Genomic DNA, 14,532 nt, shown 5'->3' on the forward strand with positions numbered 1-14,532 from the left:
ATTTAAATGAATCATTAAGATATAGTTTTGAGGGGCAGTTCCATTGAATCAAAAATTAACTTCTTCAAATTCAAACAGATTAAATAACTATGATGCACTGAGAATTATTTCGACAGTAGCAGTGATTTTCATACATGTAAACTGGCAGTTCTTCTGGACAAAAGCGGCAACGCCATCCATGAGTGTGAATTACATTGTCGAAAGTTCAATAAATATTATTGCAAGATTTTCTGTTCCTGCGTTTGTTATGATTTCTGGAGCCTTTAATCTAAAAAACAAAAGGAACGAGGAGTTTGCAAACTTTTATAAGAAAACTTCCTGGAAGGTGGTCATTCCGTTTATCGGAGTGGTTCTGCTGCTGTTCGCATTCGATGTTTTGAAAGCAAAACTTAACGGAACCTGGATGCTTGCGGCAGCAAAAACTTCCTGGAATGGGATAAGAGTGGGAAACTATTATAATCTCTGGTTCATGTATATGCTTGTAGGATTATACCTTTTTACACCGTTTATCATAAAATTGAGGAACACAGTGTCTGAGAAGGTATATATTAGGTTTTCTGTCGGCATGCTGGTGTGGGCAGTTATTTCGCAATCGCTGTCAGGACAGCTTGCTGCCTATGAGATTGGTGTAATCATTTCATTTTTAAGTTACTATCTCATTGGGGATGTTATTTTGAACTTTGTGGATTTGAAGCATGGTACAGCCTGGTATTTCTGCATTGCCGTATTGATGTTCGCACTTACGTTCATTGCAAGGTACCGCGGTTCAACGTACTATATGGACAATGCATATACAGCTTTCTTTTCACCTTTCATTGTAGTGGCAAGTATATGTGTTTTCGCCGGTGTAAAGAATATTAAGGTCAATAGAGACTTATCATGGCTGTCCAATAAAACCTTTTATATTTACATGTTCCATTCTGTTATCTATACAGTATTGGTGAGAAGAGCATGGCCGATGTTCGGAACAAAGCACGAACTCCTTCAAATAATTGTGATAGTGGTTTTAACATTCATCCTGTCTCTACTAGTCTCCATTGTTTACGATAGTTTTTGGAGAAATAGAAAGAAATGGAAAGAAGGCTGGTACAGTTTGAAAATCTGGCAGAATGGGAATGATTGATACAACTTATGGGGGAAGAACTATTGTCATTAACGCGGCATGGTAACTAATGTGTGTGTTTAGGGAAAATAGAAAAAGTCTGTAAAAGAATTTGACAAGGCCTTTCGTGACAGCAATCATTAATTCATGGAGGGCCTTTTACTATGATCAGAAAACCAAGAAAACCAGTGCACCATGTTGAAATTACTGCAGGAAAACGCGAGATCATCCGCGTGCTGCTTGAAGAGTACGATATAGAGAGCGCTCAAGATATACATGATGCTCTCAAGAATCTGAACCTAAGATCGTAAAAAAGCGTCAGAAGGATATTTCGGATATAGACCGGAAGATCATATCGATGTACGCAAAGTACGCAAAGGGAATGACCACAAAGCAGATATCTGAAACAATCGAAGATATATATGGCTTTGAGACTTCAGAAAGTTTCATTTCAGACGTAACAGATAAAATCCTGCCGCAGATTGAAGATTGGCAGGACTTGATCACGTTAAAGATAAATGGAGTCCGCAGTATCCATATGCTATGAAACGCTGGAGCGACAATTGGGATGCCATATCACCGATTTTAAAGTTTTCCAGGGATGTCAGAACAGCCTTCTATACAACCAATGCCAATTCGCAACTGGGGAAAAGTGCGAAGCGAATTGGCAATCATGTACCCTGAGCGCTTGCCTGAATAGCAGAGATCACAAGATCATATGTACAAGACATGCCCTCATTGACAAGGGCATGTCTTGACATGGAAAAATCATTAAAAGGCCCATACTCCCGAGGTTTTTTGAACAAAACAAGGCGTACACGCTTGCCTTACATTTTCTCCAACGCTATGCACTTTTCTGCCGTGATCTCCAGCGGGTCGAAGAAGCTGAGCCCGTCTCCGTCGAAGGTCTCATCCCCTTTGAATTCGTCGAATGCTACCGATAGTTCTGTGCATCCCAGGATCGCTCCGTCGCAGCCGCTCGCCCGGACCCTGGACATCGTTTCGTGCCACAGCTGGCCAGGCACTTTTTTCCCGCTCTTCACGTGATCATATATGATTCGCATCACAATATTCTGAATATCCGGATCAGGGATCTCCGAATCGATGCCCGCTTGTTCAAGTGCTTTCTGGTAAAGACCCGTCCTGATCGTCCCGTCAGTGGCAAGGATCGCGATCCTCTTTTTTCCGGAACAGGCGATCTTCTCCGCCGTCACGTCGATCAGATTGATCACTTTTTTTCTGAGTTTCTCCGGCATTCTGGCAACAAAATAGTGTGCTGTATTACAGGTGATCACGACCTCATCGCAGCCAGCTGCGACTAATCGTTCCACATCTTTTTCCAGCAGGGATCGTACGAGCTGTTTGTCCTCCTCGCTCCCGTGAAGTATCGTTGCGGTCCTGTCGGGCATAGAAGAGTGGCTGAGGAGGATCAGATCTATGTGATCCTGATCCTTCCCGGCCGGTGTCTTCCTGATGAGCATCTCGTAGAAAAGCGCAGATGCAAGCGGACCCATTCCACCGACTATGCCAAGCATTTTATCTCCCCTCTGCGGCCAGCTCCGCAAGGCTTCTGACTCTGTTTCCACGGATGCCGGTCATGCTTTCGCCGTGATATAGCGAACTGATTATTGCCTCTTCGAGGCACTCGACTGTGGCTTCGAAAATCTCGTCCATGGCACTTTCGCCGGCAGTCCGCATGGAGAACAGTCCTTTTTCATCGTAAGGGATCCTGTTCCCGTTGGAAAAAGCGATAGCAATGTCTCCGCTCCCGGTCCCTATGAACGATCCGGTCTTGCCGAGGGCTGCGGCCGCGCGTTTTGCGATCCTTGTGAGCTGCCGGCTGTCCAGTGGAAGATCGGTTCCGATTATCAGTATGCAGGAGCCTGAATCCTTTTCGTACGGCGAGCTGGATCTCAGGCCCTTCATTATTTCGTAAAAAGGCTTTCCGTCACTTGTTTTTTCTCCGTTGATGCGCAGCCTCCCTGCCGATCCGAAGTTTGTCATCACGAGAGTCCCGACCGTGAATCCCTGCTGGCCGACATCGACGATGCGCGAAGCCGAACCGATGCCGCCTTTCAATCCCATGCAGACCATTCCACGGCCGCCACCGACGGCCCCTTCATCGAACGTGACATCTGCCGAATCCAGAGCCTGAATAAAGTCGTCCTCGGTCAGATGCATTCCGCGGATGTCGTTGAGTTTGCCGTCGTTGCACTCTGTGACAACGCAGTTCACTGTACCCACAGAAACGCCGATCTCGGGATGCCGTTCGAGCATATATTTTGTCAAGGCGTTGATCCCCGTACCGACTCCGAATGTGTTTGTCAGCATGATAGGCGTCTCTATCGTACCGAGCTCTTCGACCTGCAAAAGCCCGGCGCTTTTCCCGAAGCCGTTGATGACCGCCACGCCAGCCGGTATCTTTTCCTGAAAAACATCACCATCTGCAGGTACGATCGCGGTCACTCCTGTGTGTATATCCCGGGACGGGTCGTCTACCGTGCGGTGCCCGACCAGTATGCCCGGGACGTCAGTTATGAGATCCCGGGCGCCACGTTTGTATCTCGAGGAGAGTTTCATCCATCCATCTGAAGGAATGCCCATTACTTCGCACCGTCCTCATAGATGTTTTCGGCATCGAGCTCGTCGAAATTCGGTGCCTCTGGTATGAACTCGGATTCGAGCCCCAGGTTCTGGAAGTATCCGCACATCTTGCGAGGTGCGAACTGCTCGGTCGAGCAATGTGTGCCTGCAAGGAGAGTGATGCCGTTTGCTTTTGCCGCTTCATGGACCTCTTTTGACCAATCCACGACCGGGGAGGTAACGCCGGTCACCAAAACGTTCACGCCGTTTTCCTTGAGATACTTGTACGCCTCAAGACTCTTAGAGCAACCCGGCATCACGGCGAATTTTCCGTCGATCAGCTTCTCGCCGCCATATTGAGTGCAGGATACTTTGTGACCCAATACTTTGATGAATTTGTTGCGGAGCTCTGTTATCGTATCAAATCCGCTGGAACAGAGGACACCGATCAGGCCGTTGTTCTGCGGGTACCAGAAATCGTAGATGTTGCCGCCGAGAGCCTCTCCCAGCGTGTAGGCCGGTGAATAGAAGCATCCTGCATCCATCGGGATATGATAAGAAAAGAGACTTATGCGTCTTTCCTTCATCTGCTCGATCAGATCCTCGGGTATCTCCGCGTAATTCGCCTGAAGGCTCGGCATCGGTGGCCTCGGATGATGGGTGAAAAGCATGATGTCCGTCTCACCGCGGCGCAGGATCTCCCTGATAACGCTAGGGTTAGCGAACGTCGCAGTGTAGACCTTGCGGATCTCCGTGTTGAAGTCGAACTGCAGCCCCTTTTTTGGAAAAATGTCAGTTACTCTGTCCGGCTTGAACTGCTCCTCAAGCCGGTCGTAAACGAACTGTGAGGGAAGAAATCTTGTTTCTGTCATTGCACACCTCCAGAAATAAGAAAATAGGACATCGGGATGCCGGACGGTCAGGCATTCGATATACCACAATAAAGTGCTGAATTTTAAGGAAAATATAGCACCGGGGAAGAGGGCTGTCAAACGGGAAATACGAGTTGTTTTTAAATCTTTGCTGCTTTTTGTGTCAACCTCAGACGGAATATGGATAATGGTCGGAACTTGTGATACCTTGAAGTAGCATGACATCACATCATTGGGGATGTTACTGATCAAGAGAGAAGGGGCAGATTTTTTCATGGGTAAAAAAATAATAGTCGTGTCTCACAAGAATTACTGGATGCCGGATGATAAAATCTATCTGCCGGTGTTCGTAGGGCCGGCTCCGGACATGCCGGAGGGTTTCGTGAGAGACAACACAGGAGATAACATCAGCGGGAAGAATCCCAATTTCTGCGAACTCACGGGACTCTACTGGGCCTGGAAAAACCTGGACGCGGATTACCTGGGCCTCGCTCACTACCGCAGACATTTTTCAATAAAGAAAAACAACAACGATAAAAAGGGATGCGTCCTCACCGGGGAGCAGCTGGAGGCGATACTTGTGGACGCTGATGTGGTGCTGCCGAAGCCGAGGAATTACTTCATCGAAACGAATTACAGCCAGTACGTTCACGCCCATCATGCCGAGGATCTGGACACGACGAGAGAGATCATTTCCGAGATGTATCCGGAGTACCGGAAGGCCTATGACGCCTCCATGAAGAGGACTAAGGGCCATCGCTTCAACATGTTCATAATGAGGCGGGATCTGGCGGATGCCTGGTGCACTTGGCTGTTCGATATACTCTTCGAGCTGGAAAAAAGGCTGGATATCAGTCAGTACAGCAAGAACGACGCCAGGGTCTTTGGATTCGTCGGAGAGAGATTACTGGACGTGTGGATAGAGACCAACGACATAAAATACAAGGAACTTCCCTGTGTGTTCATGGAGGATCAGAACCGGCTGAAAAAGGGGAGCGCTTTTGTTTTGAGAAAGCTCAGGGCAGGAAGGAATGGACGATGAACGGCAAGAGGTACGATTATCTGGTCGTAGGAGCAGGGCTATATGGAGCAACCTTTGCCCGCAGGATGAAAGAGGCAGGAAAAACAGTCCTGGTCGTAGACAAGAGACCAAATATCGGGGGCAATGTATATACCGAGAAAATAGACGGAATAAACGTGCACAAATACGGCGCACACATTTTCCATACCAATAATAAAACCGTGTGGGACTTCGTGAACAGATTCGCCACATTCAACAGATTTACAAATTCTCCTGTAGCCAACTATCACGGGGAACTATATTCACTTCCTATCAATATGTACACATTTAATAAAATGTGGGGCGTCGTGACGCCACAGGAAGCGAAGGCTAAGATCCGAGAGCAGAAACATGCCGCTGAGATAAAAGAGCCGAAGAATCTGGAAGAGCAGGCCATCAGCCTCGCAGGAACGGACATCTATGAAAAGCTGATACAGGGATACACGGAAAAGCAGTGGGGAAGGCCATGCGCCGAGCTGCCGGCTTTCATTATCAAGAGACTGCCTGTGAGGTTTACCTTCGACAACAACTACTTCGATGATCTGTATCAGGGCATTCCTGTGGGAGGATATACACAGATGGTGGCCAATATGCTGGATGGTATCGAAGTTAAGCTCGACACGGATTATCTTGAGAACAAAAAAGAATATGATATCATCGCGGACAGGATAGTATACACTGGGCCGATAGATGCGTATTTTGATTACAGATTAGGGCATCTCCAGTACCGATCAGTCAGGTTCGAGACAGAAGTGCTGGACATTCCTAATTTTCAGGGCAATGCTGTGGTGAATTACACTGACAGAGAGACACCTTGGACTAGAATAATAGAACATAAATGGTTCCAGTTCGGCAAAGATGATAGCGGGAATGACATTCCGAAAACTGTGATAAGCCATGAGTATTCATACGAATGGAGGCCTGGATCTGAGCCGTATTACCCGGTAAATGACAAGAGGAACAATGACCTTTACAATGAGTACAAGAAGCTGGCCGATAATGAGTCGGAGGTGATATTCGGGGGCAGGCTGGGAGAATACAGGTACTACGACATGGATGAGGTAATCGAAAAGGCGATGAAAAAAGCAGATCGGATGCTGGGGCACTTGCAACGAACTTACTGACGCAAAAGCACTTCGGAAGATTGGATTTTCTGGTATGTTGAAAGCGGTATGGTAAATTGTTACAAGTACACGAAGCTGTTTTTTAAATCTTGCGGTAAAGGCATGAAAAGGTGTAAAAATACATAGAGAATTGCGCCGGGGAATATGCTGAAATTGCATCTCATGTGTCATCTCCCACGTAACCTCACCCCACAATTGCATTCCCTGAAAGGAGAGCCTGCTATGCTTGAAAATCTTCCCTTCTGGCCTCATCTCACTGTTGACCAGCAGCAGTACCTTGTCCGTTCTGCAGGTTTCCGTGAATACAGAAAGGGCCAGCAGCTCTATGACAGCAGTGATGAATGCCTGGGCATGATCGTGGTTGAGTCTGGTGTCATCCGCACCTACATCGTTTCGCCGGAAGGCAGGGAGATCACTCTGTTCAAGCTTGGCCAGGGTGAGAGCTGCGTTCTATCGGTGGCCTGCGTGCTTTCGGAGATACGGTTCGAGACACAGATCATGGCTGCTGAAGACGCACGCCTTCGCATCGTGCCTACAGCAGTGTTTGACAAGCTTTTCCGGGAAAATGTTTACGTCAGAGAGTTCGCCTATGAGACGGCGACACGGAGGTTTTCCGCGGTCATGCATGTGATGCAGCAGATGATTTTTGCCGGGCTTGATCAGCGGCTGGCAGGGTTCCTTCTGGAACAATACGAAGAGTCAGGCTCGCCGGAGATTGTCATGACCCAGGAGGAGATTGCGGGTGAAATCAATTCCGCAAGGGAAGTTGTTGCCAGGTCTGTAAGGCAGTTTGCCAGGGACGGGCTGGTTTCCACAGGCAGGGGCCGGATCAGGATACTGGATCCTCACGGGCTGCAGGAGCTGGCAGAAAACCAGACCAGGTGAGTTTTGTTGAATGCGTGCGGTGAGGCAGCTGGTCATGGGGAGACTTCCGCGGTAAACGCAGAAACGCCCATATCATGGAAATCAAATATAAAACAACTCCTTATGGGACTTGGTCACAGAACCAGGCCCCGTTTTTTTATTATCATAGTGCCACAGAGATTGGAGGTACACCATGAACAGCACTAGTAAAAAAGTCGTTATCATAGGCGGAGTTGCCGGCGGAGCGGCATGTGCCGCAAGGCTGAGGCGCCTGGACGAGAAGGCGGAGATCGTTCTCCTGGAAAAAGGCCCTTATATTTCATTCGCAAACTGCGGCCTGCCCTATTACCTCAGCGGCACCGTGGCCAGCAGAGAGGCCCTTCTGGTCCAGAGCCCGGAAATGATGAAGAGCAAATTCAACATAGACGTACGCATTAACAGCACTGCCACGAAGATCGACAAAAACACCAGGACCGTGACGGTGCAGACGAAGGACGGCTCCACGTATACCGAGACTTATGACAAGCTGGTCATGTCCACAGGCTCATCACCTGTGAAGCCGCCGATCCCGGGCATAGATTCCGCCAGAATCCACACCCTGTGGAACATTCCCGATGCAGACCAGGTCTATGAGACCCTAAGGGAGAGTCGGACCGCAGCAGTTATCGGCGGAGGCTTTGTGGGCCTGGAGGTAGTGGAAAACCTGAAAAAAGCTGGTCTCAAAGTCACGCTCATCGAAACTGCGGACCAGGTTATGGCCCCTCTTGATCCTGAAATGGCTGAGATGATCCATCAGGAAATACGAAACAGCGGAGCAGAGCTGGTCCTGTCAGACGGCGTGGATCATTTCGATGAAAAAGAGGATCATCTGGATATCGTCCTCAAGAGCGGCAGGATCGTGGGGGCAGAGACGGTGGTTCTCTCCATCGGCGTGAAGCCAAACAGCCAGCTTGCCAGAGATGCCGGCCTTGAGTTAAACGAAAGAGGCTACGTGAAGGTCAACGAATACATGGAGACCTCGGACCCGGACATTTACGCCGCTGGAGACATAGTTGAGACATACAGCATCATCACCGGAGACAGGCAGCCTGCACCCCTTGCCAGCCCTGCGGCAAAGGAAGGCAGGATCATCGCCGACAGGATCGCTGGAAGAGATTCGCGCTACGCCGGCTTCAACGGCACTTCCATCGCCAAGGTTTTTCACATGGCGGCAGCTTCCACCGGTCTGAACGAGAAGGAGCTGAAAAAAAGAGGAGAGGCAAAAGGCAAAGACTACGAGACCGTGGTGCTGACCCAGAACTCCCACGTGGGATTTTACCCGGGAGCGTCGCCAATGCTGATCAAGCTGATTTTCCGCCTGCCTTCAGGAAAGGTGCTGGGCGCCCAGATCGTTGGAGCCCATGGAGCAGATAAACGTATCGACGTTATTTCTACTGTCATCCGGTTCGGCGGCACGGTAGAGGACCTGAAAAACCTGGAGCTGGCCTATGCTCCGCCATACTCCTCTGCCAAGGATCCGGTGAACATGGCAGGCTTCGTGGCCGAAAACTTCCTTACGGGGCTGGTGAAATTCAGCGGCTATGAGATACCTGAGGGCGCAGTGGTACTTGATGTCCGTGAGGACCCGGAGCTGCTGGCTTATTCAATCCCGGGAGCCTGTCACATCCCTCTAACCCAGCTCAGAAACAGAATTGGAGAGCTGGACGAGAAACAGCATTACGTCGCCGTGTGTTCAGTGGGAGTCCGTTCATATACCGCCGCCAGGATCCTCATGGAAAATGGCTTTTCCAATGTGGAAGTGTTCCCGGGAGGCACCAATCTCTACAGGGCGCTTGAGAGCAGATGGAGCCGGGAATCTGGGGACAGCTGCGTTCCGGAGGCGGAGATGACAGGGGTTTTCCAGGGAAAAAAGGATGGCGGTGGAAGCGGCGATCCCGTTCCTGCAGTTAAGTTGAACTGCTGCGGCATGCAGTGTCCGGGACCCCTCATGAAGGTCAACGACATGATGAAGACCATGGAAAATGGCAAAAAGCTGGCTGTGACAGCCTCGGATCCCGGTTTTGTGAGGGACATAAGGGCCTGGGCCAGAAAGACTGGAAACACTGTGATATCCAGTGGAGAAAACGATGAGGGATACTATGCAGTGATCCAGAAGGGACTGGAAGGAGCTGGTGCTGGAGCGCCCGCCCCCGGCGCTCCAGCCGTTCAGGCCGAAGGCATCGCCAACCTCAGGTCCACAGGCATCGCGGCGCCGGCTGCAGAAACAGCCCCTGCGCCGGCCGCAAAAGACGGCCAGACCATAATAGTTTTTTCAGGGGACTTTGACAAGGTGATGGCAGCCTTCATCATCGCCAACGGCGCCGCAGCCATGGGCAAGAAAGTCACAATGTTTTTCACCTTCTGGGGACTGACTGCTCTGCTGAAGCCTGAGAATACTGTGAAAAAATCCGGCATGGAGAAGATGTTCGGCGCTATGCTTCCAAGGGGCGTGGATGAGCTGGGACTGTCCAGGATGAACATGGCCGGCATGGGCGGCAAAATGATGAAGAAGATCATGGCGGAGAAAAACGTAAACTCTCTGGATCATCTCGTTCAGGAGGCTGTCAGACAGGGAGTTACCCTGATGGCGTGCACCATGAGCATGGACGTCATGGGGATAAAAAAGGAAGAGCTGATCGACGGTGTTGAGCTGGCAGGCGTGGGGACCTATCTGGGCGCCGCAGAAGACGCCAGCAGCAACCTGTTTATTTAGGATTTGTGATATGCTTGAGGAAGGAGTAGGCCATCCTGATTTTGCGAGGTTCGATGTCACGGTTTCCTGGGGTGGCAAGACCTAAGACAGTCGCTTGCTGTTCTTGCAACAACTGAGCTCTTGATGATAAGTTCTTGCAGTTAGTTATGAGGTGTACCGTATGAACTTGGAAAACTTCGAAAAGAGATGTGATGAGATTCGGGAGGAGAATGAGAAATACCTCCAGATCTTTAAGGAGGATAATAGAAATCTATCTCCAAAGACAATTAGCAGGCATGTGGACAATGTGTCGTTTTACATCAATGAATATCTTCTGAGGAATGAACCTCTAACCATGGAACAGGGTACCAGTAGTATTGATGGCTTTCTGGGCGACTTTTTCATACGGAAGTGCATGTGGTCCACCCCGGCCACAATAAAAAGCACTGCCGCCAGCATCAAGAAGTTTTACAAGTCCATGGAAAAACATGGCTTTGTTGAAAAGAGAGACTACGACCACCTCTGTCTTGAAATAAAGGAGACCATGGATCAGTGGCTGGAGGAATGCGCCAGGTTCAACGATCCAGACGAAGATGATGATGAATTCGCATTTTGAGAATGATTTTCATATTTACTTTCCGCTTCCCGTCCTTTATAATATGAGAACGATTATCAATTTATCCTAAGATTCAAAGGAGCGGGCCATGGAACATAAGCACAGAAAGGCAAGTTACAAGACCGGACAGGGAGAGGGGGTACAGGAGTACCTCAAGGAAAATGCCGGCAGGCACGTGACTGTGGAGGAGATCCGCAGGAACGCCCGGAATGGTGAGAAACCTATTGGCCTTGCTACCATCTACAGGCAGCTGGACAAAATGGTGGAAGAGGGCCTGGTGGCAAAGTATGTGACAGGGGCAGGAAGCCCGGCCTGCTACGAGTACCTTGATCCGGATCAGCAGAACACCACTCCTGAGGAGTTTCACTGCAAGTGCATTAACTGCGGAACGCTGATACACATACAATGTCAGGAGCTTTCTGGTATTGGAGAGCACCTGCTTCAGGAACATCATTTTATGATGGACCCGAAGAGAACAGTTTTTTACGGCCTTTGCCAGAAATGCCAGATAGGCCCATAGCCATGGGCGGGCAGAGTTTCTTGAGGCAAGCGAGGATGCGCAGCCAGATGGCCTGATAGCCATGGCGGTCAGGTCCGAAGATTGGGAGCTGTAGCGTGTTGACTGCAGGAGACAATTAGATAGAGCCCCAGAGCACATCCCTCATAGAGGGAACAGGAGCAGATGATCATGGAGACAGGAATCACAAGGGAGAGGAAATGGATTGCGGTGCTTTGCACCGGAGTTTTTGTTGTGTCCCTGTTCCTGTCTGTTCTTTTTATTGCCCAGGAGGCTGATCATGACTGCATCGGCCAGGGCTGTCCTATCTGTGCAGCTATTCAGCGCTGTGAAAATGCCGCAAGACTTTTCGGTTCCGGAACCCCGGAGAACAGCGGGGAACCAGCTCTTTTTTTCCATATCATCATTCAGATTCTCATCCTCTGTTCAACCGATCTCGTACTGCTTACCCCCGTTACCCGCTGGGTCCGGATGGACAATTGATTTTTTCCTTATTATCAAAGATCGGGAAGCTGATTTTAGCTGATTTTAGAAGATAATAAGGAGAATTTTCATGAAGAAAAAAATGATCGCGATAGTTGTGGCTGTTCTGGCCATGGCTGTGGCTTTTTCGGGTTGCGCCGGTTCCGGAAGCCGCAAATCAGGTGGCGGTTCCACAGGTAAAAAGATTTCAATCGTTTGTACGAATTTTCCGGAGTATGATTTTGCAAGGCAGATAGCAGGTGACAAGGCTGATGTTACCATGCTGCTGAAGCCCGGGGCAGAGAGCCATACCTACGAGCCTTCCCCTGAAGACATTAAGAAAATCCAGAACTGTGACATGTTCGTCTATGTAGGTGGAGATTCTGATGAATGGGTGCGGAAGGTGCTGAAATCCCTGGATACTTCGAAGATTACTGTTTTCAAGCTCATGGACCAGGTGAAGACCGTTGAGGAAGTCACTGTGGAAGGCATGGAGCCGGAAGAGGAGGAAGAGGCAGATGAATCTGCAGGAAAAAAAGAAGAACCGGAGATGGACGAGCATGTGTGGACTTCTCCGAAAAATGCCGCTCTTATAGTTAAAAACATGGCGAATACCATGGGAAAACTGGACAAGAAGAACAAAGCCGCCTATGAGAAAAACGCCGCCGCTTATATAAAGAAGATAGACAAGCTGGATGGAGAATTCAGAGATGTAGTGAAAAACAGCAAACGCAAGGAAATCATCGTTGCCGACAGGTTCCCCTTCCGCTATTTCTGCGATGAATACGGCCTGAAGTACTACGCTGCTTTCCCTGGATGCTCCACCGATACCCAGCCTTCGGCAAAGACAGTAGCCTTCCTTACAGATAAGGTGAAGTCAGACAAGATTCCAGTAGTGTTCCACATAGAGCTTTCCAATGAGGAAATGTCAAAGTCCATTGCAGAGGCCACCGGCGCCAGGTCCCTTCTCCTGAACGCCGTCCACAACGTAAGCGACCAGGACTTCAAGAACGGCGCCACCTACGTCAGCCTCATGGAGCACAATGTTAAGGTATTAAAGGAGGCACTGAACTGATGAGCCTTCTGACCTGCGAAAACGCGACTTTTGCCTATGAAGGCAGAACCGTATTGAGAAACATTTCTTTTAATGTGGAAAAAGGAGATTATCTTGCGGTAGTTGGCGAGAATGGTGCCGGAAAAACCACGCTTATCAAGGGCCTGCTGGGCCTTAAGGAGCCGGTGTCTGGAAACCTGTCTTACGGCTGGGGCCTGGAATCCGACCAGATCGGCTACCTGCCTCAGCAGACTGAGATTCAGAGAGATTTTCCAGCCAGCGTCCGGGAGGTGGTGCTGTCCGGATGTCTCAACCGCCTGGGCGGCAAAGCTTTCTACACAAGAGAACTGAAAAAACTGGCAGATGACAGGCTTGAACTCCTGGAAATCGCCAGCCTTGGAAACAGATGCTACCGGGAGCTTTCCGGAGGCCAGCAGCAGAGGGTGCTGCTGGCCAGGGCTCTCTGTGCCACACGTACGCTGCTGATTCTGGATGAACCTGTGACCGGTCTTGATTCGGTAATTGCCAGGGGCCTTTATGATATTCTCCGGGAGATCAGAAGAAAAAAAGAAATCACCGTGATAATGGTGTCCCACGATGTCAGAGGGGCAGTGGAGGAAGCAGATCATATACTCCACATCGCTGGAGAGGTGAAGTTTTTCGGCACTACTGAAGATTACATGGAAGATCCTGCAGGGGCCGCCTTCCTGAAAGGAGCCTGCTGATGAATGGATTTCTTGAAATGTTGTCTTACCCGTTTATGGTGAGAGCTTTTGTAGTCGGGATTCTGGTTTCTCTGTGTGCTTCGCTGCTGGGAAGCAGCCTTGTGCTGAAGCGCTACTCCATGATCGGGGACGGACTATCTCATGTAGGCTTCGCCGCCCTGGCTGTCGCCTATCCCTTCGGATTTTCCCCGTTATATATCTCGATTCCGGCCTGCATTGCCGCAGCTTTTTTCCTCCTGCAACTGAAAGACAACTCAAAAATCAAAGGAGATGCTGCAACTGCTCTCCTGTGCAGCGGCGCCCTGGCCACAGGGATCATGGTCATATCCCTGACCACCGGCATGAACACAGACGTGTGCAACTACATGTTCGGAAGCATCCTGGCCATGAGCAGAACAGACTTGTATCTGTCTGTGATTCTCAGTGTCCTGGTCATGATTCTCTTTGTAGTCTATTACAACCGGATCTTTGCCGTCACCTTCGACGAAACCTTCGCTTCGGCCACAGGCACTGATTCCCGGAAATACAATGTGATAATCGCCATCCTGACGGCTGTCACAGTGGTCCTCGGCATGAGAATGATGGGAACCCTTTTGATTTCAAGCCTTATAGTGTTCCCGGCCCTGACAGCCATGGGTGTGACCAGGCAGTTTAAGACCACCATAATCCTGTCGGCTGTAATTGCTGTTGGCTGCTTCATTGCAGGCCTCTGCTTCTCTTATTTCCGGTCTGTGCCTACAGGTGCCTGCATAGTGATGGTGGATATTCTGGTATTTGGAATTTTCCGGGCCGTCGAGAAGCTCAGGGAAAGGCAGGGTTAAT

At 49.6% G+C, this 14,532-nt stretch carries 15 protein-coding genes and 1 pseudogene; 13 read left to right on the forward strand and 3 right to left on the reverse strand.

Features of this window, described 5'->3' with window-relative positions; all coding sequences use genetic code 11:
* Nucleotides 1–43: 43 nt before the first annotated feature.
* The 3 genes and pseudogenes from FYJ66_RS02385 to FYJ66_RS09465 all read left to right on the forward strand — a co-directional run bounded on the left by FYJ66_RS02385 (nucleotide 44) and on the right by FYJ66_RS09465 (nucleotide 1,786).
* A complete protein-coding gene (locus tag FYJ66_RS02385) occupies nucleotides 44–1,123 on the forward strand; it encodes an acyltransferase (RefSeq protein WP_154571917.1) in 1,080 nt (359 codons plus the stop codon).
* 143 nt (nucleotides 1,124–1,266) lie between these two features.
* Nucleotides 1,267–1,601 (forward strand): annotated as a pseudogene (locus tag FYJ66_RS09460) (transposase); the annotation flags it as partial.
* Nucleotides 1,602–1,645: 44 nt separating this feature from the next.
* Nucleotides 1,646–1,786 (forward strand): hypothetical protein, encoded by a 141-nt coding sequence (locus FYJ66_RS09465; RefSeq protein ID WP_417281398.1) that lies wholly within the window; start codon nucleotides 1,646–1,648, stop codon nucleotides 1,784–1,786.
* Nucleotides 1,787–1,929: 143 nt separating this feature from the next.
* On the opposite strand, the gene FYJ66_RS02395 is transcribed toward FYJ66_RS09465, so the two are convergent.
* The 3 genes from FYJ66_RS02395 to FYJ66_RS02405 are packed head-to-tail and all read right to left on the reverse strand — an operon-like array spanning nucleotide 1,930 to nucleotide 4,557.
* Nucleotides 1,930–2,637, reverse strand: coding sequence for an aspartate/glutamate racemase family protein (locus FYJ66_RS02395; protein ID WP_154571918.1), 708 nt, complete (start codon nucleotides 2,635–2,637; stop codon nucleotides 1,930–1,932).
* 1 nt (nucleotide 2,638) lies between these two features.
* Entirely contained in the window at nucleotides 2,639–3,706 is a 1,068-nt protein-coding gene (locus FYJ66_RS02400) for a DmpA family aminopeptidase (protein ID WP_154571919.1), read from the reverse strand.
* Entirely contained in the window at nucleotides 3,706–4,557 is an 852-nt protein-coding gene (locus FYJ66_RS02405) for a Nif3-like dinuclear metal center hexameric protein (protein ID WP_154571920.1), read from the reverse strand. The genes FYJ66_RS02400 and FYJ66_RS02405 overlap by 1 nt, the downstream gene beginning before the upstream one ends.
* A gap of 274 nt (nucleotides 4,558–4,831) precedes the next feature.
* Between FYJ66_RS02405 and FYJ66_RS02410 the strand changes: the two genes are divergently transcribed.
* The 10 genes from FYJ66_RS02410 (at nucleotide 4,832) to FYJ66_RS02455 (ending at nucleotide 14,531) form a co-directional block, all read left to right on the forward strand.
* Nucleotides 4,832–5,599 (forward strand): DUF4422 domain-containing protein, encoded by a 768-nt coding sequence (locus tag FYJ66_RS02410; RefSeq protein ID WP_154571921.1) that lies wholly within the window; start codon nucleotides 4,832–4,834, stop codon nucleotides 5,597–5,599.
* The gene (glf, locus tag FYJ66_RS02415; protein WP_154571922.1) at nucleotides 5,596–6,741 is read left to right on the forward strand and encodes a UDP-galactopyranose mutase; all 1,146 of its coding nucleotides are present in this window, start codon (nucleotides 5,596–5,598) and stop codon (nucleotides 6,739–6,741) included. Before FYJ66_RS02410 ends, glf begins: the two co-directional genes overlap by 4 nt.
* 222 nt (nucleotides 6,742–6,963) lie before the next feature.
* On the forward strand, nucleotides 6,964–7,626 hold the full coding sequence (locus FYJ66_RS02420) for a Crp/Fnr family transcriptional regulator (protein ID WP_154571923.1): 663 nt from the start codon (nucleotides 6,964–6,966) through the stop codon (nucleotides 7,624–7,626).
* A 172-nt stretch (nucleotides 7,627–7,798) separates the two neighbouring features.
* On the forward strand, nucleotides 7,799–10,357 hold the full coding sequence (locus tag FYJ66_RS02425) for an FAD-dependent oxidoreductase (RefSeq protein ID WP_154571924.1): 2,559 nt from the start codon (nucleotides 7,799–7,801) through the stop codon (nucleotides 10,355–10,357).
* A gap of 160 nt (nucleotides 10,358–10,517) precedes the next feature.
* On the forward strand, nucleotides 10,518–10,952 hold the full coding sequence (locus FYJ66_RS02430) for a recombinase (RefSeq protein WP_154571925.1): 435 nt from the start codon (nucleotides 10,518–10,520) through the stop codon (nucleotides 10,950–10,952).
* 88 nt (nucleotides 10,953–11,040) lie between these two features.
* A complete protein-coding gene (locus FYJ66_RS02435; RefSeq protein WP_154571926.1) occupies nucleotides 11,041–11,472 on the forward strand; it encodes a Fur family transcriptional regulator in 432 nt (143 codons plus the stop codon).
* Nucleotides 11,473–11,640: 168 nt separating this feature from the next.
* The gene (locus FYJ66_RS02440) at nucleotides 11,641–11,952 is read left to right on the forward strand and encodes a hypothetical protein (RefSeq protein ID WP_154571927.1); all 312 of its coding nucleotides are present in this window, start codon (nucleotides 11,641–11,643) and stop codon (nucleotides 11,950–11,952) included.
* Nucleotides 11,953–12,022: 70 nt separating this feature from the next.
* Nucleotides 12,023–13,006: a metal ABC transporter substrate-binding protein gene (locus FYJ66_RS02445; RefSeq protein WP_206156967.1), complete on the forward strand. Its 984-nt coding sequence runs from the start codon at nucleotides 12,023–12,025 to the stop codon at nucleotides 13,004–13,006.
* Nucleotides 13,006–13,710 carry a metal ABC transporter ATP-binding protein gene (locus FYJ66_RS02450; RefSeq protein WP_154571928.1) on the forward strand — a complete coding sequence of 235 codons (705 nt, stop codon included), beginning with the start codon at nucleotides 13,006–13,008 and terminating at the stop codon, nucleotides 13,708–13,710. The genes FYJ66_RS02445 and FYJ66_RS02450 overlap by 1 nt, the downstream gene beginning before the upstream one ends.
* A complete protein-coding gene (locus FYJ66_RS02455; RefSeq protein WP_154571929.1) occupies nucleotides 13,710–14,531 on the forward strand; it encodes a metal ABC transporter permease in 822 nt (273 codons plus the stop codon). The genes FYJ66_RS02450 and FYJ66_RS02455 overlap by 1 nt, the downstream gene beginning before the upstream one ends.
* Nucleotide 14,532: the final 1 nt, after the last annotated feature.

The sequence above is a fragment of the Allobaileyella intestinalis genome (assembly GCF_009695865.1).
Classification (GTDB): Bacteria; Bacillota; Clostridia; order Peptostreptococcales; family Anaerovoracaceae; genus Allobaileyella; species Allobaileyella intestinalis.